This window comes from Tsukamurella tyrosinosolvens, from assembly GCF_900104775.1.
In the GTDB taxonomy this organism is placed as follows: domain Bacteria; phylum Actinomycetota; class Actinomycetes; order Mycobacteriales; family Mycobacteriaceae; genus Tsukamurella; species Tsukamurella tyrosinosolvens.
On the sequence record NZ_FNSA01000003.1, the window covers coordinates 856,793 to 879,780 of the forward strand.

At 72.9% G+C, this 22,988-nt stretch carries 24 protein-coding genes and 1 tRNA gene; 15 read left to right on the plus strand and 10 right to left on the minus strand.

What is annotated here, in order from left to right; all coding sequences use genetic code 11:
- Positions 1-10: 10 nt before the first annotated feature.
- Positions 11-84: transfer RNA gene (locus BLW32_RS05650), tRNA-Arg, on the minus strand.
- 78 nt (positions 85-162) lie between these two features.
- Between BLW32_RS05650 and BLW32_RS05655 the strand changes: the two genes are divergently transcribed.
- Entirely contained in the window at positions 163-1,305 is a 1,143-nt protein-coding gene (locus tag BLW32_RS05655) for a metallophosphoesterase (RefSeq protein ID WP_231857327.1), read from the plus strand.
- An 18-nt stretch (positions 1,306-1,323) separates the two neighbouring features.
- Positions 1,324-1,773: a DUF2510 domain-containing protein gene (locus BLW32_RS26645; RefSeq protein ID WP_068524163.1), complete on the plus strand. Its 450-nt coding sequence runs from the start codon at positions 1,324-1,326 to the stop codon at positions 1,771-1,773.
- On the opposite strand, the gene rnhA is transcribed toward BLW32_RS26645, so the two are convergent.
- The gene (rnhA, locus tag BLW32_RS05665; protein WP_068524164.1) at positions 1,770-2,213 is read right to left on the minus strand and encodes a ribonuclease HI; all 444 of its coding nucleotides are present in this window, start codon (positions 2,211-2,213) and stop codon (positions 1,770-1,772) included. The genes BLW32_RS26645 and rnhA overlap by 4 nt on opposite strands.
- Before the next feature lie 37 nt (positions 2,214-2,250).
- Between rnhA and BLW32_RS05670 the strand changes: the two genes are divergently transcribed.
- Entirely contained in the window at positions 2,251-2,850 is a 600-nt protein-coding gene (locus BLW32_RS05670; RefSeq protein ID WP_068740924.1) for a pyridoxamine 5'-phosphate oxidase family protein, read from the plus strand.
- Between the two features lie 9 nt (positions 2,851-2,859).
- Here the strand turns inward: BLW32_RS05670 and BLW32_RS05675 are convergent, their stop codons facing one another.
- Positions 2,860-3,963 carry a hypothetical protein gene (locus BLW32_RS05675; RefSeq protein ID WP_068740925.1) on the minus strand — a complete coding sequence of 368 codons (1,104 nt, stop codon included), beginning with the start codon at positions 3,961-3,963 and terminating at the stop codon, positions 2,860-2,862.
- 143 nt (positions 3,964-4,106) lie between these two features.
- On the opposite strand from BLW32_RS05675, the gene BLW32_RS05680 reads away from it, so the two are divergent.
- Positions 4,107-4,730, plus strand: coding sequence for a TetR/AcrR family transcriptional regulator (locus BLW32_RS05680; RefSeq protein WP_068524167.1), 624 nt, complete (start codon positions 4,107-4,109; stop codon positions 4,728-4,730).
- A complete protein-coding gene (cobF, locus tag BLW32_RS05685; protein WP_068740926.1) occupies positions 4,727-5,485 on the plus strand; it encodes a precorrin-6A synthase (deacetylating) in 759 nt (252 codons plus the stop codon). The genes BLW32_RS05680 and cobF overlap by 4 nt, the downstream gene beginning before the upstream one ends.
- A gap of 1 nt (position 5,486) precedes the next feature.
- Here the strand turns inward: cobF and BLW32_RS05690 are convergent, their stop codons facing one another.
- Positions 5,487-6,239, minus strand: a complete 753-nt coding sequence (locus BLW32_RS05690) for a 3'(2'),5'-bisphosphate nucleotidase CysQ (protein ID WP_068740927.1) — start codon at positions 6,237-6,239, stop codon at positions 5,487-5,489.
- A 22-nt stretch (positions 6,240-6,261) separates the two neighbouring features.
- On the opposite strand from BLW32_RS05690, the gene BLW32_RS05695 reads away from it, so the two are divergent.
- The 3 genes from BLW32_RS05695 (at position 6,262) to efeB (ending at position 10,483) form a co-directional block, all read left to right on the plus strand.
- Complete coding sequence (locus BLW32_RS05695) at positions 6,262-7,134, plus strand: DNA-formamidopyrimidine glycosylase family protein (protein WP_068740928.1); 873 nt, start codon at positions 6,262-6,264, stop codon at positions 7,132-7,134.
- A 66-nt stretch (positions 7,135-7,200) separates the two neighbouring features.
- Positions 7,201-9,231: an iron uptake transporter permease EfeU gene (gene efeU / locus BLW32_RS05700; protein WP_068740929.1), complete on the plus strand. Its 2,031-nt coding sequence runs from the start codon at positions 7,201-7,203 to the stop codon at positions 9,229-9,231.
- A complete protein-coding gene (gene efeB / locus BLW32_RS05705; RefSeq protein ID WP_231857328.1) occupies positions 9,221-10,483 on the plus strand; it encodes an iron uptake transporter deferrochelatase/peroxidase subunit in 1,263 nt (420 codons plus the stop codon). The genes efeU and efeB overlap by 11 nt, the downstream gene beginning before the upstream one ends.
- Before the next feature lie 181 nt (positions 10,484-10,664).
- Here the strand turns inward: efeB and BLW32_RS05710 are convergent, their stop codons facing one another.
- Positions 10,665-11,285, minus strand: coding sequence for a DoxX family protein (locus tag BLW32_RS05710; protein WP_068524173.1), 621 nt, complete (start codon positions 11,283-11,285; stop codon positions 10,665-10,667).
- Between the two features lie 87 nt (positions 11,286-11,372).
- Positions 11,373-12,818: a MocR-like transcription factor YczR gene (yczR, locus tag BLW32_RS05715; protein WP_068740931.1), complete on the minus strand. Its 1,446-nt coding sequence runs from the start codon at positions 12,816-12,818 to the stop codon at positions 11,373-11,375.
- Positions 12,819-12,879: 61 nt separating this feature from the next.
- Between yczR and yczE the strand changes: the two genes are divergently transcribed.
- The 3 genes from yczE (at position 12,880) to BLW32_RS05730 (ending at position 14,678) form a co-directional block, all read left to right on the plus strand.
- A complete protein-coding gene (gene yczE, locus BLW32_RS05720) occupies positions 12,880-13,632 on the plus strand; it encodes a membrane protein YczE (RefSeq protein WP_231857329.1) in 753 nt (250 codons plus the stop codon).
- Positions 13,551-14,288: an SDR family oxidoreductase gene (locus BLW32_RS05725; protein WP_068524175.1), complete on the plus strand. Its 738-nt coding sequence runs from the start codon at positions 13,551-13,553 to the stop codon at positions 14,286-14,288. Before yczE ends, BLW32_RS05725 begins: the two co-directional genes overlap by 82 nt.
- Before the next feature lie 162 nt (positions 14,289-14,450).
- Entirely contained in the window at positions 14,451-14,678 is a 228-nt protein-coding gene (locus BLW32_RS05730) for a hypothetical protein (protein WP_068524176.1), read from the plus strand.
- Positions 14,679-14,682: 4 nt separating this feature from the next.
- Here the strand turns inward: BLW32_RS05730 and BLW32_RS05735 are convergent, their stop codons facing one another.
- Positions 14,683-15,579 carry an NAD(P)-dependent oxidoreductase gene (locus BLW32_RS05735; RefSeq protein ID WP_068740932.1) on the minus strand — a complete coding sequence of 299 codons (897 nt, stop codon included), beginning with the start codon at positions 15,577-15,579 and terminating at the stop codon, positions 14,683-14,685.
- A gap of 56 nt (positions 15,580-15,635) precedes the next feature.
- Here BLW32_RS05735 and BLW32_RS05740 point away from each other — a divergent pair, with 56 nt between their 5' ends.
- Positions 15,636-16,688 (plus strand): D-2-hydroxyacid dehydrogenase, encoded by a 1,053-nt coding sequence (locus BLW32_RS05740; RefSeq protein ID WP_068740933.1) that lies wholly within the window; start codon positions 15,636-15,638, stop codon positions 16,686-16,688.
- Positions 16,688-17,485, plus strand: coding sequence for an IclR family transcriptional regulator (locus tag BLW32_RS05745; RefSeq protein ID WP_068740934.1), 798 nt, complete (start codon positions 16,688-16,690; stop codon positions 17,483-17,485). The genes BLW32_RS05740 and BLW32_RS05745 overlap by 1 nt, the downstream gene beginning before the upstream one ends.
- Before the next feature lie 9 nt (positions 17,486-17,494).
- Here the strand turns inward: BLW32_RS05745 and pgi are convergent, their stop codons facing one another.
- Positions 17,495-19,153, minus strand: coding sequence for a glucose-6-phosphate isomerase (pgi, locus tag BLW32_RS05750; protein ID WP_068524180.1), 1,659 nt, complete (start codon positions 19,151-19,153; stop codon positions 17,495-17,497).
- 111 nt (positions 19,154-19,264) lie between these two features.
- Here pgi and BLW32_RS05755 point away from each other — a divergent pair, with 111 nt between their 5' ends.
- Together BLW32_RS05755 and BLW32_RS05760 are read left to right on the plus strand one after the other, a co-directional pair.
- Positions 19,265-20,728: an NAD-dependent succinate-semialdehyde dehydrogenase gene (locus tag BLW32_RS05755; RefSeq protein WP_068524181.1), complete on the plus strand. Its 1,464-nt coding sequence runs from the start codon at positions 19,265-19,267 to the stop codon at positions 20,726-20,728.
- A gap of 134 nt (positions 20,729-20,862) precedes the next feature.
- Complete coding sequence (locus tag BLW32_RS05760; protein ID WP_068741224.1) at positions 20,863-22,305, plus strand: sulfatase family protein; 1,443 nt, start codon at positions 20,863-20,865, stop codon at positions 22,303-22,305.
- 1 nt (position 22,306) lies between these two features.
- Here the strand turns inward: BLW32_RS05760 and BLW32_RS05765 are convergent, their stop codons facing one another.
- Together BLW32_RS05765 and BLW32_RS05770 are read right to left on the minus strand one after the other, a co-directional pair.
- Positions 22,307-22,735, minus strand: coding sequence for a PIN domain-containing protein (locus BLW32_RS05765; protein ID WP_068524182.1), 429 nt, complete (start codon positions 22,733-22,735; stop codon positions 22,307-22,309).
- Entirely contained in the window at positions 22,732-22,983 is a 252-nt protein-coding gene (locus BLW32_RS05770) for a hypothetical protein (protein WP_068524183.1), read from the minus strand. The genes BLW32_RS05765 and BLW32_RS05770 overlap by 4 nt, the downstream gene beginning before the upstream one ends.
- Between the last annotated feature and the right edge of the window lie 5 nt (positions 22,984-22,988).

Below are 22,988 nucleotides of genomic sequence, written 5' to 3' on the forward strand. Positions count from 1 at the left end.
GACGCGGGAGTGCCCCCGACAGGAATCGAACCTGCGACCTGATCTTTAGGAGAGATCCGCTCTATCCGACTGAGCTACGAGGGCGTGCGGCACGAGTTTAGCCACGCGGACCCCGCCGGGTACATTCGGATGTCCGAGTTTGCACCACCAAGGGGGAGACGCGTGCCCACCGGCGTCATCGGGGTTCTCATCGTCACACTGGGTTCGCTGGCCCTCGTCCAGTGGCGCGTCGTGCGCGGCTGGAGTTCGCGCGCTGCGCGCATCGCGGGCACCGTCGCGGTGGTCGTCGCCGCGCTCCTCACGCTGGCCGCGCCCGTCGGGCTGCTCGCCGGCAACGGCCGCATCGACCCCGACCGCGTCCGCTGGATCAGCGCCGCGGGCCTCACCTGGCTCGCGACGGTCTTCTACCTGCTGCTCACCCTGCTGGTCCTCGGTGTGCTGTGGGTGCTCACCCGGCTGGTCCGGCTCGTCCGTCCCGGGTTCGACGGTGCGCCGCTGCGTCGCGCCGTCGCGCTCGTGGGCGTGGTGGGCGCGGTCGCCGCGACGCTGTACGGGCTGGTGGAGGCCGCGACGCCGCGCGTCACGCACACGCAGGTGAAGCTGGCGTCGATGCCCGCCGCGTTCGGCCCGCTCAAGGTCGCGCTGATCACCGACATCCACGCCGGCCCGGTGCGCACCCGCGGGTTCGTGCAGGGCGTCGTCGACCGGGCCAACGCCGAGCGGCCCGACCTGGTGCTGATGGCCGGCGACCTCATCGACGGCACCGTCGCGCAGATCGGCGACGACCTGACGCCGCTGCGCGACCTGCGCGCCCCGCTCGGCGTCTTCGCCGTGACCGGCAACCACGAGTACTACGCGGGCGACGTCGTGAACTGGGTGCAGCGCTGGCGGGACGTCGGGGTCACGCCCCTCACCAACGCCTCCGCCCGCCTCGAGCGGGGCGGCGCGACGGTGACGCTCGTGGGCGCCAACGACCGCACGGGCAAGGCGCCCCACGAGGTGGACTACGACGCGGCCTTCGCCGGCGTCGATCCCGCCGGCTTCACCGTGGCCATCGCGCACGAGCCGCTGCAGGGGCGGGAGTTCGCGAAGCGCGGCGCGGATCTGCAGGTCGCGGGGCACACGCACGGCGGCCAGATCTGGCCCTTCCGGTACTTCGTCCGGCTGCAGCAGCCGGCCCTGCAGGGGCTGGAATCCGTCGACGGGATGCCCGTCTACACCAGTCGCGGCGCCGGGGCCTGGGGCCCGCCGGTACGCGTGGCCGCGCCGCCGGAGATCGCGATTCTGGAGCTGACCGCGGCCTGACCGGCGCATGATCGGGGCATGGCGATTCGCGCGAGCACCGACGTCGGGCCGGTCAGGGTGAGTGTGGCGCCCTCGACGCGCGCCCGGCGCACACCCGCGCCCGCCCGTCGCGTTCCCGTGCTGAAGCTGCCCGCCACCCGCGTCCCCGCGGGATTCGCGCTCCCGCGGCGAGCCGACCTGCCGCCGCCGGTCGCGCCCGCGGGCTGGTACCCCGATCCCGAGGACGCCGCGCGGATGCGCTGGTGGAACGGCACGAAGTGGACCCGCCGGTTCGCCGACCCCGGCGCGACGCCGGCCGCCGCCCCGGGCACGCGGGTCCGCGCCCGCACGGCCGACGCCCCGCCGCGGCTGCGCCCCGCGCGCCGGCCCACGAAGCGTCGCCTGCTTCCCAACGTCGAGTTCTCGGGGCCTCGAGGTGCGCAGGGACCTGTCCGACGCCGCAGAACTCGACGTTCGGAGCGCGACTAGTTGTCCCGCGCCTCCTGCGCGCCGCGGGAGGCCAGCTGGTCGGCGAGCTCGTTGCCCTCGTTGCCCGCGTGCCCCTTCACCCAGCGCCAGTCGATCTCGTACTGCGCCGCGGCCTGCTCCAGGCGCTGCCACAGCTCGGCGTTCTTCACGGGCTGCTTGGCGGAGGTCTTCCAGCCGTTGCGCTTCCAGCCGGCGATCCACTTGGTGATGCCGTTCTTCACGTACGAGCTGTCGGTGTACAGCACCACCGGCATCGGCCGCGTGATCGCCTCGAGCGCCGAGATGGCGCCCATGAGCTCCATGCGGTTGTTCGTCGTGTCCTTCTCGGCGCCGTACAGCTCCTTCTGGTGCTCGCCGAAGCGCAGCACCGCGCCCCAGCCTCCCGGCCCGGGATTCCCCAAGCACGCGCCGTCGGTGTAGATCACGATCTCGTCCGCCACGGGGAGCCATCCTAGCGGGGCGCGCTACCGTGAAGCCGTGCCGAACAATCACTACCACCACCTGGTCTTCGGCGACGACGCCCTGGATCGCCAGCGCCGCAACGGCAGCTACGTGGCCTACGGTCGGCAGCTCGAGCGCGGCGACGACGGGCCGCAGGCACTCACCGACCGCGAACTGCTCATGATCACCCGTGCCGACCAGTTCTGCCTAGCCACCGTGACCCCGCAGGGCTGGCCCTACCTGCAGTACCGCAGCGGCCCGGCGGGCTTCGTGCAGCACGATCCCGCGACGGGCCGGCTCGGCTTCATCGACGTGCCGGGCAACAACCAGTTCGTCACGCTGGGCAACCTCGCGGACGACGACCGGCTCGCCATGTTCTTCGTCGACTACCCGCGGCGCGTGCGGCTCAAGGTCTTCGGCCGCGGAACGGTGCGCGAGACCGAGGATCGCCGGGTGATCGAGATCGCCGTCGAGGCCTACGACTGGAACTGCCAGCGCAGCATCATCCCGCGCTTCGACCGCGAGTACCTCAAGCAGCTGGGGGAGGCGTACCAGAAGGTCGCCGCCGAGCGCGAGGCCGAGCTGCAGGCCGAGATCGACCGGCTGCGCGCCCGCGTCGCCGAGCTGGAGGGCTGACCGGGCCGGTCAGGGCTGCGTCGGGCTGTCGAAGCGCGGATCGCGCCGCGGGAGCGCCTCGGTCTCGGGCTTGGGGGAGACCCGCACCGGCCGCGGCGGCCGCTTCACCACCTGCGTGTGCTGTTCCGACGGGGTGACCGGGCCCGGCTTGGGCGGCACCGTGCCCGGCCAGTCCCGATCCCAGTCGGGTTGCGGCCGGCGCCGCGCGACCGGCGCCACGGCCGTCCGGGTGTGCTCGTCGGGTGCGGGTGCGGGTGTGGGTGCGGGGAGCGGCGGAGGTGTGTGCGCCGGCATCGGCGGCGGGACGGGGCGGGCCCAGGTGGGATCGGCCTGCGGGAACTGCTGGTTCGACGGTGCCGGGGCCCCGTGCGGGAGCGGTGCGGGCGGCATCGGCGCGCCCGGCTGCATCGGCGGGCCGGGCTGCGGGGCGCCGGGCTGCTGCGCTGCGCTGGGCCGCGGGGCGCTGGGCTGCGGGGCACCGGGGATCTGGGCGGCGGGCACGAAGGGCGACGCCGGCAGCTGTGGTGCCTGCGGGGCGGCCGGCGCCGCGGCGGCAGGGGCGGACCGTCGGGCACGGTCCAGCAGGACGGCGCCGAGCAGCAGGGGCAGGGCCGCGATCCACACGATGGGCGGTCCGACGGAGGCGGCGGTGTCGACCTGCAGGGTGAAGCCGCCGACGGACACCGGCTGCGAACCGACGGGGACGAGCTGCGCGTACAGCCCCAGGGCGGCGCCGAGGACGCCGCAGGCGAGCGCGCCCCAGGCGCCGACGGCGCGCCACGTCGCCGGGCCGAAAGCCGCCGCGGACGCGGCGACCACCGCCGCGACGGCGAGCGCGATGGCCGCCCAGCCGCCCCAGGCGACGTCGTTCGGTACGGACGAGGAGACGTCGAGGTTGTCGTAGGCGGGCATGGTCACGGTGCCGATGCCGTTGATCCGCGCCTCGATCTCGGAGGGCAGGCCGCCCAGCCGGGCGATGTCGGGCAGGGGCGCGGTCACCCGGTACCAGGTCGCGAAGGCCGCGACGGCGAAGCCGACGGCGCCCGCCACGGCGAGGACGAGCCCGGTGATCCGGGTCGCACCGGATGCGGATGCGGGCGGTGAATCGGGCATTGCGGACCTCCTACGACGTGATGTCCACAACGCTAGGACGTCGCGGTTGGCGGTCGCTGAAGTACCGCTGAAGCCGAGGCTACCGACGGGTACACTGAGCCGATGACACAGCGACGCACATTCTGTCCCACGGGGACGGCCGGATGACCGCGGCGCTGCAACCGACGGACGATCCCAAGGGTCGCGCGAAGACCCGTCGGCGGCTGATCCGGGCGGCATACCTGGTGTTCGCGCAGCACGGCTACGGCTCGACGAACGTCACCATGGTGTGCGAGGCGGCCGGCTTCACCCGCGGCGCCTTCTACTCCAACTTCACCAGCCTCGAGGAGCTGTTCATCGAGGTCTGGCGGTTCCACGTGCAGTGGATCATGGACGTGATGGCCAAGGTCGTCGACACCTACGTGGTGCAGGGCGCCGACTACGGCAAGCTCATCGAGATGGCCGTCCGCGCGATCCCCGTCAATGAGCGCTGGCAGCGCGTGAACGGCGACTTCGTGGCGCTGTGCACCCGCACGCCCGAGCTCAACCAGACGGTCCGCGACGCGCAGCAGATGCTCCTGGCGAACATGATCCCCACCGTCATGCACGTGCTGGAGGCCGCCGGCCGCCGCGTCACCAAGCCCGAGGCGCTCGGCTACGCGCTCCTCGCCGTGCACGAGGGCACCGCGTCGTACTGCGTCATCGACCCGGACAGCGAGACCCTCAAGCAGAACCGCATCGACCTGCTCACCGCGACGCTCAACATGTACAGCGAGCCGATGCAGTGACCCGCAGCGCTCTGGTCATCGGCATCGGCGCCGGCGACCCGGGGCACGTCACCGTGGGCGCGATCGACGCGATGCGCACCGCCGACGCCCTGTTCGTCCTCGACAAGCCGAACGCGGGCACGCTCACCGGCATCCGGCAGGAGATCGTCGACCGGTTCGCGCCCGACACCCCCGTCGTGCTCGTGCCCGACCCGCCGCGGGACCGGTCCGCCGAGCGCGGCGCCTCCCGGCCCGACGGTGCCTACGCCGCCAACGTCGCCGACTGGCACGACGCGCGGGCGCGGGCGCTGGCGGCGGCGATCGCCGAGCACGTCCCCGACGGCGGGAACGCCGGCTTCCTGGTGTGGGGCGACCCGTCGCTGTACGACTCGACCCTGCGGGTCCTGGACCGCGTGGCCGACTCACTCCCGCTGGCGCCGAAGGTGATCCCCGGCATCACCAGTGTCCAGGCCCTCACCGCCGCGCACGCGATCCTGCTCAACCGGGTGGGCGAGCCGATCCACATCACCACCGGCCGGCGCCTGCACGAGGACGACGGCCGCAACACCGTCGTCATGCTCGACGCCGACTGCACCTTCCGTGAGACCGCCGAGCCCACCGACCACATCTACTGGGGCGCCTACCTGGGCACGCCCGACGAGATCCTCCTCGACGGCCCCGTCGGCGAGGTGGGCGACCTGATCGCCCGCACGCGCGCCGAGGCCCGCGCGAAGCACGGCTGGATCATGGACGTCTACCTGCTCCGCCGCCCCTGACTCAGTTCAGCGCGGCGAGGACCTTCTCCGCCAGCTCGGGCCGGCAGACGACGAGGTCGGGGAGGTAGGGGTCGGGGTTGTTGTAGGTGAGCTCACTGCCGTCGAGGCGCGAGCAGTGCAGGCCCGCGGCCCGCGCGACCCCGACGGGCGCGCAGGAGTCCCACTCGTACTGCCCGCCCGCGTGCAGGTAGACGTCGACCTGCCCGGTGACGACGGCCATCGCCTTCACCCCCGCGGAGCCGAGCGAGACGGGCGTGAGCCCCAACTGGTCGGCGACGCGGAACATGCCGGGCGTCGCGCGGCTGCGCGACAGGGCGAGGTTGCCCGTCAGCGCGCCCGTCGGGGCGGTCACGGTGTCGGAGCGGAACACCCGGCCCATCGCGGGCAGCGAGACCGCGCTGTGCACCGGCTGCCCGCCCTGCGTCAGGGCGACGTGCACGGCGTAGTCGGGGCGGTGCGCCGCGTAGTCGCGGGTGCCGTCGAGGGGGTCGATGACCCACACCCGGTCCTCGGTGAGCCGGTGCGTGGAGTCCGGCGCCTCCTCGGACAGCACCGCGTCGTGCGGCCGGTGCCGGCGCAGGACGCGCGCGATCCAGGCCTGCGCGAGCCGGTCGCCGGTGTCGCCCAGCACCCCGTCGTCGAGCAGGGAACCGTGCCGGATCGACTGCAGGATCCGCCCGGCACCGTCGGCGATCTCGGCCGCGAGCTCGATGTCGGACAGGGCGCCACCGTCGGAACGGCCGAAGAAGGTCATACCCCCACACTAGATTGGAGGTATGCCGGAGCTTCCCGAGATCACCGCGATCGCGGACTACGTGGGCGCCAAGGCCGTCGGCACGCAGGTCCGGCGGGTCGACGTGGCGGCGCTGTCCGTGCTCAAGACCTACGCGCCGGGCCCGCACGACCTCGTCGGGGCCACCGTGACCGGCACCCGCCGGATCGGCAAGTACTTCATCCTCGATGCGCGCAAGGGCGACGAGGCCCTCGTCCTCGTCGTGCACCTCTCGCGTGCGGGGTGGCTGCGCTGGTCCGACAAGCTCTCCCCGACGCCGCTCAGACCGGGCGGGAAGTCGCCCATCGCGCTGCGCGTGCACGTCGGGCCCGAGGGGGAGGGCTTCGACCTCACCGAGGCGGGCACGCAGAAGCGGCTCGCGGTGTGGATCGTGCACGACCCGCAGGAGATCGAGATGGTCGCGACGCTCGGCCCCGACGCGCTCGCCGTGACCCGCGACGAGTTCGGTGCGATCCTCGCCGGCTCGCGGGCGCAGCTCAAGACTCTGCTGCGCGACCAGCGCACGCTCGCCGGCATCGGCAACGCCTACTCCGACGAGATCCTGCACACCGCCAAGCTCTCGCCGTTCGCGGCGGCGAAATCGCTCGACGAGGCGCAGGCCGACGCCCTGTACGCCGCAATGCGGTCCGAGCTCGAGGACGCGGTCGAGCGGTCCGTCGGGCAGCACGTCGCCACGCTCAAGGCGGAGAAGCGCTCGGGGATGAAGGTGCACGCCCGCACCGGCAGCCCGTGCCCCGTCTGCGGCGACACCGTGCGCGAGGTCTCCTTCGCCGACCGCTCCTTCCAGTACTGCGCCACCTGCCAGACGGGCGGCAAGGTGCTGGCGGACCGGCGGATGTCGAAACTGCTGAAATGAGCCCAAACCGCCCTGAGGTTAGGCATCGCTGCATAGTCGATTGAAGGCGTGCCTTACCTTCTACACATGAACTGGGGTGATGCCGTCCCGAACTTCCTCATCGGCCTGCGTGAAGGCCTGGAAGCCGGACTGATCGTGAGCATCCTGCTCGCCGCCGTGAAGAAGTCGGGCGGTTCGCGGGTGCCGGTGTGGTTGGGTGCGCTGGGCGCGGCCTCGTTGTCGGTGAGTTTCGGGGCGATCCTGACCTTCACCACGTCGGAGCTGTCGGCCACCGCACGCGAGGTCGTCGCGGGCACGCTGAGCGTGCTCGCGGTGCTGCTCGTGACGATGATGATCTTCTGGATGCGGCGCACCGCGGCGTCGCTGTCCAAGGGACTGCGCGCCGATGTCGAGACCGCGATGGTGCTCGGCGCGGGTGCGCTCGTGCTCACCGCGTTCTTCGCCGTCGCGCGCGAGGGCCTCGAGACCACGCTGTTCCTGTGGACCGCGGCCCGCGCGTCGGGCGACGCGGTGGCCCCGGCCGTCGGCGCGGCGCTCGGCCTCGCGGTCGCGTTCGGCATCTGCGTGCTGCTGTACCGGCAGGCCGTGCGGCTCAACCTCGCCACGTTCTTCCGGTACACCGCCATCCTGCTCATCGTCGTGGCCGCGGGCGTCCTCGCCTACGGCCTCGGCGACCTGCAGAACGCCGGCGTCCTGCCCGGCCGCACCTGGGTCGCCTTCGACCTGTCCGGCAGCATCAGCACCGACTCGTGGTGGGTGGCGCTCATCGGCGGGATCACCAACCTCGCGCCGAAGATGACGGTGCTGCAGGTCTTCGCGTGGCTCGCCTACCTGGTGGTCGTGCTGGGGATCTTCCTCGGCACGAAGCCCGCGCCGGCGACGCCCGAGGAGAAGGGCCGCTTCGAGGCCTGGGCCGCGCGCCTCGCCGGGACGCGCACGGGCCTCGCGGCCGCCGTCGTCGTGCTGGTGCCGCTGCTCGTCGCGGGCCTCATCATCGCGGTCCTGCCGGCCAAGCCCGCCGCTGCGGGGGCGGTCACCGTCACCGAGGCGGACTGCGCCAAGGGCTTCACCGGCGCCTCCGCCGGGCAGCAGCGGATCACCGTCACCAACAAGTCCGGCAAGTCCGGCGAGATCACCCTGGTCGACAGCGGCGACGCCGTCGTCGGCGAGATCGAGACCCTCGGGCCGGCCACCACCGCCGACCTGTCGGCGACGCTCGGCAACGGCGGCTACCAGTTCGTCTGCTACCTCGCCGGCCAGAAGGAGACCCGCTCCGAGCAGTTCACCGTCACCGGCGGCGGCGAGGCCCCGAAGGCCGTCGCGCGCGTGACCAAGGACGACCTCGACGGCGCCAACGCGAAGTACCAGGACTACGTCCTGACCGTGCTCCCCGCGGTCGAGTCGGCGCTGAACCGCCTGAAGGGCGCGCTCGGCGGCGGCGACACCGCGGGCGCCAAGGCGGCGTGGCTCGACGCCATGACCGCGTGGGAGAAGGTCGGCGCCTCGTACAACAGCTTCGGCGAGGCCGGGACGGCCGTCGCGGGCCTGCCCGACGGTTTCGCCGACGGTGTGCGCGATCCGGAGTTCTCCGGCATCCGGCGCATCGAGTACGGCCTGTGGACCGGCGAACCGTCGGCCGCGCTCACCGCGCAGGTCGACAAGACCCTCGAGGGTCTGACCAAGGTCCGCGACGACCTGCGCACCGACGACATCGCCGGCGACCCGATCACGCTCACCAAGCGCGCGCAGGAGATCCTCGAGGACGCGCTGCGTGACCACCTCACGGGCGTCAGCGACCAGGGCGCGCACGCCGGCTACGCCGCGACCGCCGCCGACGTCGAGGCCACCCGCGCCGTGCTCCGCGTCCTCGAGCCGCTGCTCGCGCCCCGCGTGCCCGACCTGCTGCCCACGGCGCGTCGCGAGCTGGACGACATCACCAAGGCCCTCGACGCCGTCAAGCGGCCCGACGGCACCTACCCGCCGCTCGAGCAGCCCGCGCTGGCGCTGCGGCAGAAGATCAACGGCACGGTCGGGCAGGCTCTCGAGACCCTGTCCGCCGTGCCCAACCTCCTGGAGATCCCCAAGCATGAGCGATGAGCAGATGACCGCGCCGGAGGAGTCCGGGACCGGGCGGCGGAAGTTCCTGCAGGGCGCGGCGGTCGGCGCCGTGGGCGTGGCCGCCGTCGGCGGCGTGCTGGCCGGGGGCGCGCGCAGCGACGCGGCGCAGTCGTCGGGCCCGACGGTGCGCGATTCCTACCCGTTCGAGGGCGAGCACCAGGCCGGGATCCTGACGCCCGCGCCCGCCGAGAAGCAGGCCGCGCTCATGGTCGCGGCGTTCGACGTGATCACCGACCGCGCGGGCCTGGAGAAGCTGCTGCGGACCATCACCGACCGCGCGCGATTCCTCACCGCGGGCGGCACCCCGGCGAACCTGGGCGTGGGCAAGCCGCCCGCCGACAGCGCCGTGCTGGGGCCCGTCGTGCCCGCCGACGGGCTGACGATCACCCTCGGCGTGGGCTCGTCGCTGTTCGACGACCGGTTCGGGCTGGGCGGGCGCAAGCCCGCGAAGCTCAAGCCGATGACGGTCTTCCCCAACGACCAGCCCGATCCCGCGCAGATGCACGGCGACCTGGTGCTGCAGTTCTGCGCGAACAACCCCGACACCGTGCACCACGCGCTGCGCGACATCGCCAAGCACACCCGCGGCGCGATGCAGCTGCGGTGGAAGATGCAGGGCTACGGCGCGCCGCCGCGGCCCGAGGGCGCCGCGCGCAACCTCATGGGCTTCAAGGACGGCAGCGCCAACCCCGTGGGGTCGCAGGCCGAGGAGCTGATCTGGGTGATCGGCGGCGGCGAGCCCGCCTGGGCGACCGGCGGCACGTACTTCGTGGTGCGCCTGATCCGGATGATGGTCGAGTTCTGGGACCGCGTCTCGATCGCGGAGCAGGAGGGCATGTTCGGCCGCCGTCGTGATTCAGGTGCCCCGCTCGACGGCGCCGCCGAGACCGACGAGCCCGACTTCGCCGCCGACCCCGAGGGCGACGTGATCCCCATGGACTCGCACATCCGCCTCGCGAACCCGCGCGAGGGCGAGAAGACGGAGAAGCAGCGCCTGGTGCGGCGGTCGTACAACTACGACCTCGGCCTCGACATGAACGGCAACATGGCCTGCGGCCACGTCTTCCTGTGCTTCCAGCAGGACGTCGAGGCGCAGTTCGAGGAGGTGCAGAAGCGCCTGATCGACGAGCCGCTCACCGATTACGTGACGCCCTTCGGCGGCGGCTACTTCTTCGCCGTCCCCGGGGTGCGGGGTGCGGACGACTTCCTGGGGGCCGGGCTGTTCCGGTAGCGGCGGCTCGGCTCACGATGTCGAGTTCTGCGGGGTCGCGCGTGCGCTGGAACACGTGTGGCCCCGCAGAACTGGAAATTCTGAGCCGGGTGCCCTCATCGATGACGATGCCGCCGGACCCTGGGTGAGGGGTCCGGCGGCATTCGCTCTTCGCGGCCGGTGAGTGCCGCGGCGGCGGGGACTACTTGATGAGCTTGTCCGCGCCGTCGTTCGTGCCCGTCTCCGGGTCGTAGTCGCCGAGCAGGAAGTCGCCCTCGGCGGCCTCGTCCTCGATCTCCTGGGAGACGGCCTCGGCCTGCGCGAGCGCGGCGTTGCGGCGGGCGATGGTGACCGCGCCGCCGGCGACGGCGCCGCCCAGCGCGACGGCCGCGAGCCACGGCTTGTTCAGGCGGTCGCCCAGCACGTGGTCGACGGAGAAGCGGCCGGGACCGGTGAGGGCCAGCGCGGCGGCGGCGACGCCGAGGGTGATCGGGTACTCGTTGCCGCCGCTCTGCGCGGCGAAGCCCTGCGGGCGGTGCACCTCGGCGGCGACCAGCATCGCGCCCACGCCGCCGGCCGCGGCCAGCGGGGTCGCGGCGCCCAGCGCGAGGGCGGCACCGGCCAGCTCACCGGCGCCGGCGAGGGCGGCGTTGGGCTTGCCGGGTGCGAAGCCCATGGACTCGAAGCCCTGGCCCGTCGCCTCGAGGCCGTGGCCGCCGAACCACCCGAACAGCTTCTGCGAGCCGTGGTAGGCGAGGGCACCGCCGACGGCGGTACGCAGGGCGAGGAGTCCGAGGTCACGTGCGGTGTTGTTCTGTCCCATGTCGGGTGGTCCCTTCCAGCGGAGGTCGTCGGTTCTGCAGACGTTCAACCGGACCGTGGTCCCGATGATTCCGCGGAGTGGCCCACTTCACACGACGAGCTGGCCCTCCAGGTCCGGCATGGTCGCGCCGCCGGTCGCGCGACGGTAGGCGGTGCCCACCAGTTCGATGGCCTGGGAGAGCTGGTCGGGCGGGAGCGAGTAGGGGATGCGGATGTTGCGCTCGAGGGCACCGTCGACCCCGAAGGCGGAGCCGGCGGCGATGCGCACGCCGAGCCCGGCGGCGGCCGCGGCGGTCGCGGTCCCGACGGGCCGCGGCAGCGTCACCCACAGGCACAGCCCGCCCACGCCGGGGGAGATCGTCGCGCCGGGCTGGTGCTCCGCGACCGCGTCCCGCGCGACCGCCCGCGCAGCCCGCAGCGAATCCAGCCGCCCGGGCAGGAAGTCGGCGAGGTGGTCGAGGGCGTAGCCGGCCGCGAGCTGCTCGAAGACGGCGCCGGCGAGGTCCATGTCGTACCGGGCGGCGGTGAGCGAATCGGGGGAGGTCTCGGTGCGGATCCAGCCCACCCGCAGGCCCGCCCAGATGGTCTTGCTCGCGGACCCCAGCGTGATGATCCGGGCGCCGCGAGGCGCGAAGGACGCGACGGGCGGGGGAGCGGGAACGTCGAGGGCCAGCTCGGACATCGTCTCGTCGACCACCACGGGCACCCGGTAGCGCGCGGAGATCTCGCCGAGCCGCCGCCGTCCGGCCTCGTCGAGGAGGAGTCCCGTCGGGTTGTGGAAGTCGGGGATGGTGAAGATGATCTGCGGATTCTGCTGCTTCACGACGGCCTCCAACTGGTCGAGGTCCCAGCCGTGCTCCGGGTGCAGTCCCACGGCGACGGGCCGCGCGTTGTGCCGGCGCAGCGCCAGGATGGTGCCGTGGTGCGTCGGCTGCTCGATGACCACGCGGTCGCCGGGGTGCACCAGCGTGTCCAGCACGACGCGCAGCGCGTGCTGCGCGCCGGAGGTGACCAGCACCTGCTCGGACGACGTCGGCAGCCCGCGGTCGGTGTACCGCCGCGCGATCGCCTCGCGCAGCGCCAGCACGCCGCCGGGGTAGAGGCCGATCCCGGCGAGGTACGGCGGCGCGCACTCGAGGGCGTGCCGGTAGCCGTCGTGCACGATCTGGTCCGGGGCCGACGGTGCCGCGATGTTCAGCCGGATCAGGTCGGCTTCGGGCCCGGTGTCCGCGGGCTCGGCGGGCACGGCGTGCGGCAGCGAGAGGACGCTGCGAGCGCCCTGCCGCGACTGCAGGTGCCCGCTGTCGCGCAGTTCGGCGTAGGCGGTGGTCACGGTCGTGCGGCTGACCTCGAGGTGCGCGGCCAGGGCGCGCTCGCTCGGCAGCGCCGTCCCGACGGGGACCCGGCCGTCGAGGACGAGCAGGCGCAGCGCCTCGGCGAGCGCGAGGTAGGCCGGGCGCGGACCGTCGGGCTTCCAGGAGCCGAGCTGGCGGACCAGGGCGGCCGCGCCGACAGTGCCAGTTGAGGGGAACATGAGGCCAGTATCTCAGAACTGGCTATGGATTGCCATGCCACTTGGCGCCAAGGTGGGTGTCATGATGATTCGACTCGTGAAGCTGTTCGTGGGCCTGTGGCTGTACGGCACGGCGATGGTCGCGATCCTGCGCGCCGGCCTCGGCAACATGCCGTGGGACGTGCTGCACCAGGGACTCGCGGCAAAGGTCGGCCTGTCGGTGGGGGTGACGTCGATCGTCGTCGGCGCGCTGGTGCTGCTCGCGTGGATCCCGATCCGGCAGAAGCCGGGCTTCGGCACCGTCGCCAACGTGATCGTCATCGGCGTCGCCTTCGACACCATGGCGCCGCTGTTCCCGGAGAATCCCGCGCTCGTCGTCGCGGTCCCGATGATGCTCGGCGGCATCGTGCTCAACGCCTTCGCGACGGTGCTCTACATCGGGGCCGGCATGGGCCCCGGCCCGCGCGACGGCCTGATGACGGGGCTCGTCGCCCGGACCGGCGGCTCGGTGCGGGTGGTGCGCACGTCGATGGAGGTCCTGGTCGTGCTCGTGGGCTTCCTGCTCGGTGGGACGCTGGGCATCGGCACCGTGCTGTACGCGGTGGGCGTCGGCCCGCTGATCCAGCTGTTCGCGCGGACGGGCCTCGGCGGCCCGGCCCTGGCCCGCGGCGACGCGCACGGCGCGGACCGTGACGACGCGCACGGCGACGCCGCCACCGGCGCGGACGCCCACGCCGTGGATAAGGTGGGGGAATGCGGATCCTCATCACCGGAGCCAGCTCCGGTCTCGGCGAAGGCATGGCTCGGACGTATGCGGAGCGCGGCGAGGACGTAGGGCTCCTCGCCCGCCGCCTCGACCGGCTGGAGGCCCTGCGCGCCGAGCTCAGCTCCTGCCCCAAGGCGGGCGCCGTGGAGATCGGCCGGCTCGACGTCACGGACTTCGACGCCGTTCCCGTCGCCATCGCCGACGTGGTGGAGCGGCTCGGCGGCCTCGACCGCGCGATCATCAACGCCGGCGTCGGCAAGGGCGCGCCGCTCGGGACGGGCAAGGCGCACGCCAACCTGGAGACCGTGCAGACCAACCTCACCGGCGCGCTCGCGCAGGCCGAGGCGGTGCTCGAGGTCTTCCGCGCGCAGGGCCGCGGCCACCTCGTCCTCATCAGCTCCATCGCGGGACAGCGCGGCATGCCGAAGGCGCAGGCCGCCTACTCCGCCAGCAAGGCCGGTCTCACCGCCCTCGGTGAGGGGCTGCAGGCGGAGTTCGCGGGCAGCGACATCACGGTCACCGTCATCAAGCCCGGCTTCATCGAGACCGACATCAACAAGGGCGTGAAGACGTCCATGAAGTCCTCGCTCGACGACGGCGTGAAGGCGCTCGTCAAGGCCATCGACCGCGAGCCCAAGGAGGCGGCCGTCCCGTCGTGGCCGTGGACCCCGCTCGGCGCCGTGCTGCGCCACGCGCCCGACGAGCTCACTCGCCGCTTGATCTGAGTCCGCGCCGTCGGCGCCGCCCGCGCCACGTGCGCCGCGAGGGGTCCCCCGGAAGGACTAGGGGGTGAGCCCTGAGAGGCCGCCCGCAAACGTGGGGGCCCGGCCCGGATGTGCCGCGACACCGCAGTTCCTAGCGTTAGCAGGGACGAAAGGTGGTGCGAAATGCGCACATTCATCAAGACAGCCACGATCGCCTCCGCAGCCGGAGTCGCCCTCATCGTCGCCGCGGCCCCCGCCCACGCTGACCCGGACATCAGCGACTACGCCCGCGGCAGCATCGGCGAGAGCTGCGCCGGATACGCCGTCGGCAAGCTCGCGCTCGAGCGCAGCCAGGGCTTCGTGCTCAGCTGCAACGCCAACGGCACCTGGCAGATCCCCAAGGAGCCGTGAGCCGCTACTCCGGTGCCCGACGCTCGGCCACGAACCGCCGGGTGACGGACATGTCGCGCTCGCCCAGCCCGGCGGCGACGATCTCCTCGAACTCCGCCAACAGGGCGGGCAGCAGCGCCGCCTCCGTACCGGTGGCGGCCGCGACCTCCGCGCCCGACTTCAGGTCCTTGAGCAGGTACTTCGCCATCCCCGACGGGGCGTCGTCGCCGGTGACCAGCTTCTCCTTGCGCGTGTCCAGCAGGCGCGAGGCGGCGTAGCCCCCGCCGAGCAGGTCCCACATCGTGCCCAGGTCGATGCCCGACCGGTCGGCCAGCACCGTCGCCTCGCCCAGGGCGGCGATCGTCGCGGCGACCACCAACTGATTGCAGGCCTTCGCGACCTGCCCCGCCCCGAGCGGCCCGAGCCGCACCGGGGTGCCGCAGGGCGCCAGCACCGCCGCGGCGAGGGCGCAGTCCTCCTCGGCGCCGCCCATCATGATCGACAGGGTGCCGGCGATCGCGCCGTCGTCGCCGCCCGAGACGGGGGCGTCGACGACGCGGACCCGGCCGCCGGTCTCCCGGTCGAGCCGCTCCGCGAGCGCCCGGACGCCGGGCGCGGAGGACGTCGACCCGATGAGGAGCAGCAGGGGTCGGTCGCCCGCGAGCAGCCCGTCCGCGAGGACCTCCTCCACTTCGGGCAGATCTGGCAGCATGAGGAGCACGACGTCGGCGACGGCGGCGAGCGCCGCGGCGTCGTCGTGCTGGACGGCCCCGTCGGCGACGAGGTCGGGGCGCGGCCGCCGGGCGGTGATGTGCACGCTCCCGTGCCCGCGGGCCAGGTGTCGCGCCATGGGGGCGCCCATGGCGCCGAGTCCGATCACGCCGACCGTCACCCCGCGTAAGGGGATCGAAACCTCCGTCATTCGTCCAACCTAGCGAATTGCGTTCAACATATTGGCCGATTGGCTAGACTCGCGGCATGACCTCCACGCTCCGCGTCGCGCTCGCAGTCGACCTGCCCGAGGACGACTGCCAGCTCATCGAGCGGCTCGAACCCCGCGTCGAGCTGCTGCGCGACCACACGCTCAACCGGCCCGCCCGGTGGGACGCCGACTGGGAGGGTGACCCCGCGTTCGCCCGCACCCCCGCGCAGGAGGAGGCCTTCACCGCCCTCCTCGACGGCGCCGACGCCCTATTCGGCATCCCCGACGTGCAGCCCGCGCGGCTGGCCGCGACCGTCCGCGCCAACCCGTCGCTGCGCTGGGTGCACGCGACCGCGGCCGGCGGCGGCGCCCAGGTCCGCGCCGCGGGCCTGACCCCGGCCGAGCTGGAGCGCGTCGCCTTCACCACCAGTGCGGGCGTGCACGGCTCCACCCTCGCCGAGTTCGCCCTGTTCGGGATCCTCGCCGGCGCCAAGGACCTGCGCCGCCTCGAGGCCGACCAGGCCGCCCGGCACTGGCCCGCCGAGCGCTGGGCGATGCGCCACCTGGACGAGATGACGGTGCTCATCGTGGGCCTCGGCGGCATCGGCGCCGCGACGGCCGCCCGGTTCAAGGCCTGCGGATCGACGGTCTGGGGCACCTCCCGCAGCGGCCGCCCCGTCGACGGCGTCGACCGCGTGATCCCGCTCGACGAGCTCGCCGCCGCGGCCGCGCAGGCCGACGCCATCGTCGTGACCCTGCCCGGGACCGCCGCCACCGAGAAGCTCATCGGCGCCGAGCTCCTCGCCGGCGTACGCCCCGGCACCCTGCTCACCAACGTGGGCCGCGGCACCGTCATCGACGAGGACGCGCTGCTCACGGCCCTCGACGACGGGCGGATCGCCTTCGCCGCCCTCGACGTCTTCGCGACCGAGCCGCTCCCGCAGCAGAGCCCGCTCTGGGGCCACCCGCGGGTGCTCGCCAGCCCGCACACCGCGGCGCTCAGCCGGCAGGAGGGCACCCGCATCGCCCGCCTCTTCGCCCGCAACGCCACCGCCCTGCTCGACGGTGCGCCGATGGCGAACGTCGTCGACACGGTGGAGTTCTACTGATGGCCTCGCCGGAGGGGACGCGGGCCCCGGCGCCCGCCGTGACCCGCGCGATCGGCATCCTCGCGCTGCTCGCCGAGTCCGAGAGCCCCGCCCTGAGTCTCAGCGACCTCGCCCGCGGCCTCGGCATCGCCAAGTCCTCGTGCGCCAACCTGTGCCAGGCCCTCGAGGACGGCGACATGATCCGCCGCGTGCCCGGCGGCTTCTCCCTGGGCCGCCGCACCGCGGAGATCGGCGGCGCCTACGCGCTGCAGTTCAACCAGGTCCGCGAGTTCTTCCCGGTGATCTCCGCATCGCCGGTGCTGCACCGCGAGCTGGTCCAGATCACCATGCTCGACGGGGCCCACGCCCTCTACCTCGCGCGACACGAGGGCCGCGTGCCGTACCGGTTCGGCACGCCGCTCGGCTCCCGGCTGCCCGCGGTCTTCACGGCGTCCGGCAAGGCGCTCCTCGCCGGCCTGCCCGACGACGAGCTCGACGCGATCCTCGCGACCGCCGTGCCCGCGCGCAGCGCCGTCGACGGCACCGAGATCACCGGCGCCGCGCTCCGCGCCGACCTGGCGCGTGTCCGCGAGCGCGGCTACGCGCTCGATCCGGGCAGCGGCACGCTGGGCCTCACCGGCATCGCCGTCGCGCTGCCCGCGTGGGCGCCGGGCGACCCGCCGCTGGCCCTGGGCGTCGCCGTTCCGTCGGAGCAGGCCGACGAGGCGCGGGTCGCGACCGTCGCCGAGGCGCTGGCGGAGGCCGCGGGACGGCTCACCAACCCGTGGCGCGAGCGCGCGGCCACCGAACGGCCCTAGACCTGCGGCCTAGACGGCGCGGCCGCGCTGCCCGCGGTACCAGCGCACCTGCGCGTCGGTCGACGAGTCGAGGTCGGCGGCGGGGGCACCGTCGGACGCGATGACCGGCAGCAGCGCGTTGGCCTGCACCTTGCCCAGCTCGACGCCCCACTGGTCGAAGGCGTTGATGCCCCAGACCGCGGCCTCGGTGAACACCTGGTGCTCGTAGAGCGCGATGAGCTGGCCCACGACGGACGGGGTGAGCTTCGGCGCGAGGATCGTGGTGGTGGGCCGGTTACCGGGCATCACCTTGTGCGGCACCACTGCGGGATCGGTTCCCTCGGCGGCGATCTCGTCGGCCGTCTTCCCGAAGGCCAGCACCTTGGTCTGGGCGAACAGGTTGCTCATGAGCAGGTCCTGCATGGTGCCGACGCCGTCGGTGGTGGGCAGGTCATCGGTGGACTGCGCGAAGCCGAGGAAGTCCGCCGGCACGAGCCGGGTGCCCTGGTGCAGCAGCTGGAAGAAGGCGTGCTGGCCGTTGGTGCCCGGCTCGCCCCAGAAGATCTCGCCGGTGTCGACGGTGACGGGCGTGCCGTCCACGCGCACGGACTTGCCGTTGGACTCCATGGTGAGCTGTTGCAGGTAGGCGGGGAAGCGGGCCAGGTCCTGCGCGTAGGGGAGCACCGCGCGGGACTGCGCGCCGAAGAAGTCCGAGTACCAGAGCCCGATGAGCCCGAGCATGAGCGGCGCGTTCGCCTCGGCGGGTGCGGTGGCGAAATGCTCGTCGACGGTGCGGAATCCGGCGAGGAACTCGGCGAACCGCTCGGGGCCGACGGCGATCATCACGGACAGGCCGATCGCGGAGTCCACCGAGTAGCGGCCGCCGACCCAGTCCCAGAAGCCGAACATGTTCGCGGTGTCGATGCCGAACGCCGCGACCCGCTCCGCGTTGGTGGAGACGGCGACGAAGTGCTTCGCGACCGCCTCCTCGCCGACGCCGAGCTTCTCCAGCAGCCAGGCCTTCGCCGCGTGCGCGTTGGTGAGCGTCTCCTGCGTGGAGAAGGTCTTCGAGGCGACGATGAACAGGGTGGTCGCGGGGTTGAGCTGCGCCAGCGTGGCCGAGATGTCGGCCGGGTCGACATTGGAGACGAAGTGGCAGGTGAGGCCGCGCTGCACGTACGCGCGCAGGGCCTTGTAGACCATCGCCGGACCGAGGTCGCTGCCGCCGATGCCGATGTTCACCACGTCGGTGATGGGCTCGCCGGTTGCGCCGCGCCACCGCTTCGAGCGCACCTCGTCGCTGAAGGCGCCCATCTTCTCCAGCACGTCGTGCACGTCGCCGGTGACGTCCTGCCCGTCGACCTGCAGGTCCAGGCTCGACGGTGCGCGCAGCGCAGTGTGCAGCACCGCGCGGTCCTCGGTGGCGTTGATGTGCTCGCCCGCGAACATGGCGTCGCGCCGGGCGGCGACCCCGGCCTCGTCGGCGAGCGCCGTCAGCAGGCGGAGGGTCTCGCGGGTGACGCGGTGCTTGGAGTAGTCGATGTAGAGGTCGCCCACCCGGAAGACGAACTCGGAGCCGCGGTCGGGGTCGGCGGCGAACAGCTCCCGCAGCGTGGTCCCGGCGATCTCGCGGTGGTGATCGAGGAGGTTCCGCCAGGCGGTGGACGCGGTGATGTCGCTGTCGCTCATGGCGTCAGCCTAGTGTCCGGAGCGCTCGCGCGGGCGGTTCACGGGCGAGGTCACAGCGGGTGCCGGGACAAGGCCCTGCGCGCGCCCTCGGCGCGGAGCTAGGGTGGCGGTATGGCAACCGAGCAGCGCGTCCGTGACCTCCTCGACCGCATCCCCACCGGGATCTTCGTGAACGGTGCGTTCCGCGATTCGAGTTCGGGCGCAACCTTTCCGGTGCACGATCCGGCGACAGAGGAGGTCCTGGTCGAGGTCGCCGACGCCACGCCCGAGGACGGCGCCGCCGCCCTCGACGCCGCCGTCGCGGCGGGACCGGCGTGGGCCGCGACGCCCGCCCGCGAGCGCGCCGAGATCCTCCGCGCCGCCTACGAGGGCCTCCACGCCCGCGCCGACGACTTCGCGCTCCTGATGACGCTCGAGATGGGCAAGGCCCTGCCCGAATCGGCCAACGAGCTCAAGTACGGCGCCGAGTTCTTCCGCTGGTTCTCCGAGGAGGCCGTCCGCATCGCCGGCCGGTACACGCCCGCGCCGGCCGGCACCGGCCGGATCCTGGTGAGCAAGGCCCCCGTCGGGCCGTGCCTCGCGATCACCCCGTGGAACTTCCCCCTCGCGATGGGCACCCGCAAGATCGGGCCCGCGCTCGCGGCCGGCGCGACGATGGTGGTCAAGCCCGCGGGCCTCACGCCGCTGACGATGCTGCTGCTCGCCGAGGTGCTGAAGGAGGCCGGCGTCCCGGACGGCGTGATCTCGGTGCTGCCCACCTCGAAGTCCGGCGCGCTGACGGGGCCGTTGCTCGCCGACCCGCGGCTGCGCAAGCTCACCTTCACCGGCTCGACGGAGGTGGGCGCCGCGCTCGTCGCGCAGTCGGCGCCCGGGATCCTGCGCACGTCGATGGAACTGGGCGGCAACGCGCCGTTCGTCGTCTTCGACGACGCCGACGTCGACCACGCCGTCGCGCAGGCCCTGCTCGCCAAGCTGCGCAACGGCGGCGAGGCGTGCACCGCCGCCAACCGCTTCCACGTGCACGAGTCGGTGCTCGAGGAGTTCACCACGAAGCTCGTGGACGGGATGGCGAAGTACGTCCTGGGCCGCGGCATCGACGACGGCGTGACCATCGGGCCGCTCGTCTCCGCCGACCAGCAGGCCACCGTCTCCGAGCTGGTGCAGGACGCGGTCGCGAAGGGCGCGTCGCTGCGGCTCGGCGGGGTCGCGCCCGAGGGGCCCGGCCACTTCTTCCCGCCGACGGTGCTCGCCGACGTCCCCGCCGACGCCCGGATCCTCACCGAGGAGGTCTTCGGCCCCGTCGCGCCCATCGTCTCCTTCGCGGACGAGGACGCGGGCGTCGCCGCCGCCAACGCCACCGAGTACGGGCTGGCGGCGTACATCTTCACGAAGGACCTGGACCGCGCGCTGCGCGTCGCCGACCGGATCGAGGCCGGCATGGTCGGCGTGAACCGCGGCGTCATCTCCGACCCCGCCGGCCCGTTCGGCGGCGTCAAGGCCTCCGGCTTCGGCCGCGAGGGCGGCAGCGAGGGCATCGAGGAGTACCTGGAGACCCGCTACATCGCCCTGCAGTGACCGCCCATCGGAATTGAACACCGTTTACGATCACCGCGACCTGCGGTTTCTCTGTCGGAAACAGTGTTCAATTGCAGTCGGGGTGATCGCAAAGCTCGCCGCGGCGGGGCGGTCTGTGGCAGCGTCGGGGTGTGGTGGACGAGCAGGCGGGTAGCGGCACGCGGGAGAACGTGATCCTGGTGCACTGGCACGACCTGGGCCGCCACCTCGCCTGCTACGGCGCGGAGGGCGTGATCAGCCCGAACCTCGACCGGCTCGCTGCCGAGGGCATCCGGTTCACCGACGCGCACGCGACGGCGCCGCTCTGCTCGCCCGCGCGCGGCTCGCTGTTCACGGGCCTGCACCCGCACCGCAACGGCCTCGTCGGGCTGGCGCACCACGGCTTCGAGTACCGCGATCACGTGCGCACCCTGCCGACGCTGCTCGGCGAGGCGGGCTACCGCAGCGCCCTGTTCGGCATGCAGCACGAGAGTGCGGACCCGACCAGGCTCGGCTTCGACACCGCCGACGTCTCGGACTCCCTGTGCGACTACGTCGTGGCGCAGTCGCAGGAGTGGCTGGCCGACGCTGCCACGCGCGACGAGCCCTTCTTCCTCACCGCGGGCTTCTTCGAGACGCACCGCCCGTACCCCGCGGACCAGTACGCGCCCGCCGACCCGGACGCCATCGGCGTGCCCGGCTTCCTGCCCGACACCCCGCAGGTCCGCGACGACCTCGCCGGGCTGCACGGCAGCATCACGCAGGCCGACGCCGCGGTCGGGCGGCTGCTCGACACCGTCGACGAGCTCGGACTGGCCGAGAGCACGTGGATCCTCTTCATCACGGACCACGGCCTCGCCTTCCCGCGCGCGAAGTCCACGCTCTACGGCGAGGGCACCGGCGTCGCGTTCATCGCGCGCCCGCCCCGTGCCCTCGGCCTCGCGCCGCGCGTCTACGACGACCTGTTCTCGGGCGTCGACCTGACCCCGACGGTGCTCGACCTCCTCGGCCTGCCCCTGCCGGAGGACGTCGACGGCGAGACCCACGCGGCCGAACTCCTCGAGCCGACGGGCGAGCAGGTGCGCGCCGGGCTGTTCACGCAGAAGACCTACCACGACGCCTACGACCCGATCCGCGCCGTGCGCACCAAGCAGTTCAGCTACATCGAGAACTACGCCGACCGGCCCGCGTTGCTGCTCCCGCTCGACATCGCGGACAGCTCCTCCGCCGCCTCACTCGACCCCTACGAGACGGCCGCGCCGCGGCCCCGTCGGGAGCTGTACGACCTGGTCGTGGACCCGTACGAGCGGCACAACGTGGTCGACGAGCCCGCCTACCAGTGGGTGGCCCGCCGCCTCGCCGGCGTCCTCGCGACGTGGCGCGAGGAGACCGGCGACGTGCTGCCCTCCGAGGCCGAGGGCACCGCGATCGCCGAGGCCTTCATGGCCGCGTTCTTCGCCGGCCGCGCGCAGCCCGATGCCGACCAGACACCTCTGCCCTCGCGCCGCCCACAGGGCGCCCGCCGCGAGCTGGCCCCGTCCGAGGTAGACGTGCGCGAGTCGGCCGCGCGGGCCCGCGCCGACGCCGCGAACGCCTGATCTACACCCGCACCTGCCGGAACTCCGGCGCGACCTCCGCGATCCGCTCGTAGTCGCTGTCGCGATGCACCACCACGGCGTCGTGACGGATCGCGATCGCCGCGATCATCGTGTCGACGGGGCCGGCCGCGCGTACCTTGCCGGAGTGCCAGAGTCGGCGCTGCAGCTCGACGGAGACGGCGTGAGTTTCGACGCCAGGATGCAGCACGTCGAGGAACTCCCAGTTCGTGGCGTATTCGGACTCCCACTCGCGAGGAGAACGTGTGGAGTAGAGCGCTTCGAGGAGCTGCGGCGCGCATGCCGCGAGGAAGTTCCCGCCGACCGTGAATGATTCCAGGGCGGTCCCGCGGATCTGGCCGATCTGGATCCTCGACCATACGGAGTTGTCGACGATGTGGGGAACCGGTCGCTCGTCGAAGGGGAGTGTCACCGCCTCACCTCCTTGAGGAACTCAGGATCCGCCAGTGCGGCGTAGGGACCGTCCGGGTTCGAAGCGATCCGCTTGATCATGTCCCGCTGGAGCTTCTGCTTGAGCGCCAGCTCGACGAGGCTGACCACCATGTCTTGATTGGAGGCGTAGCCCAACTCCTCCCGCGCCCGGTCGAAGAGCCCTTCGGGCGCGCGCAGGGACGTCAGCTTGAGTGGAGCGTCGCGGAACTCAGGTAGCGATACGGACATGTCGC

Excerpts from the sequence above, each read along its gene's own strand:
- BLW32_RS26645 (WP_068524163.1), top strand. The coding sequence starts at position 1,324 with ATGGCGATTCGCGCGAGCACCGACGTCGGGCCGGTCAGGGTGAGTGTG.
- BLW32_RS05675 (WP_068740925.1), bottom strand. The coding sequence starts at position 3,963 with ATGCCCGATTCACCGCCCGCATCCGCATCCGGTGCGACCCGGATCACC.
- BLW32_RS05680 (WP_068524167.1), top strand. The coding sequence starts at position 4,107 with ATGACCGCGGCGCTGCAACCGACGGACGATCCCAAGGGTCGCGCGAAG.
- BLW32_RS05690 (WP_068740927.1), bottom strand. The coding sequence starts at position 6,239 with ATGACCTTCTTCGGCCGTTCCGACGGTGGCGCCCTGTCCGACATCGAG.
- BLW32_RS05695 (WP_068740928.1), top strand. The coding sequence starts at position 6,262 with ATGCCGGAGCTTCCCGAGATCACCGCGATCGCGGACTACGTGGGCGCC.
- efeU (WP_068740929.1), top strand. The coding sequence starts at position 7,201 with ATGAACTGGGGTGATGCCGTCCCGAACTTCCTCATCGGCCTGCGTGAA.
- efeB (WP_231857328.1), top strand. The coding sequence starts at position 9,221 with ATGAGCGATGAGCAGATGACCGCGCCGGAGGAGTCCGGGACCGGGCGG.
- BLW32_RS05710 (WP_068524173.1), bottom strand. The coding sequence starts at position 11,285 with ATGGGACAGAACAACACCGCACGTGACCTCGGACTCCTCGCCCTGCGT.
- yczR (WP_068740931.1), bottom strand. The coding sequence starts at position 12,818 with ATGTTCCCCTCAACTGGCACTGTCGGCGCGGCCGCCCTGGTCCGCCAG.
- yczE (WP_231857329.1), top strand. The coding sequence starts at position 12,880 with ATGATGATTCGACTCGTGAAGCTGTTCGTGGGCCTGTGGCTGTACGGC.
- BLW32_RS05725 (WP_068524175.1), top strand. The coding sequence starts at position 13,551 with ATGCGGATCCTCATCACCGGAGCCAGCTCCGGTCTCGGCGAAGGCATG.
- BLW32_RS05730 (WP_068524176.1), top strand. The coding sequence starts at position 14,451 with ATGCGCACATTCATCAAGACAGCCACGATCGCCTCCGCAGCCGGAGTC.
- BLW32_RS05735 (WP_068740932.1), bottom strand. The coding sequence starts at position 15,579 with ATGACGGAGGTTTCGATCCCCTTACGCGGGGTGACGGTCGGCGTGATC.
- BLW32_RS05740 (WP_068740933.1), top strand. The coding sequence starts at position 15,636 with ATGACCTCCACGCTCCGCGTCGCGCTCGCAGTCGACCTGCCCGAGGAC.
- BLW32_RS05745 (WP_068740934.1), top strand. The coding sequence starts at position 16,688 with ATGGCCTCGCCGGAGGGGACGCGGGCCCCGGCGCCCGCCGTGACCCGC.
- pgi (WP_068524180.1), bottom strand. The coding sequence starts at position 19,153 with ATGAGCGACAGCGACATCACCGCGTCCACCGCCTGGCGGAACCTCCTC.
- BLW32_RS05755 (WP_068524181.1), top strand. The coding sequence starts at position 19,265 with ATGGCAACCGAGCAGCGCGTCCGTGACCTCCTCGACCGCATCCCCACC.
- BLW32_RS05770 (WP_068524183.1), bottom strand. The coding sequence starts at position 22,983 with ATGTCCGTATCGCTACCTGAGTTCCGCGACGCTCCACTCAAGCTGACG.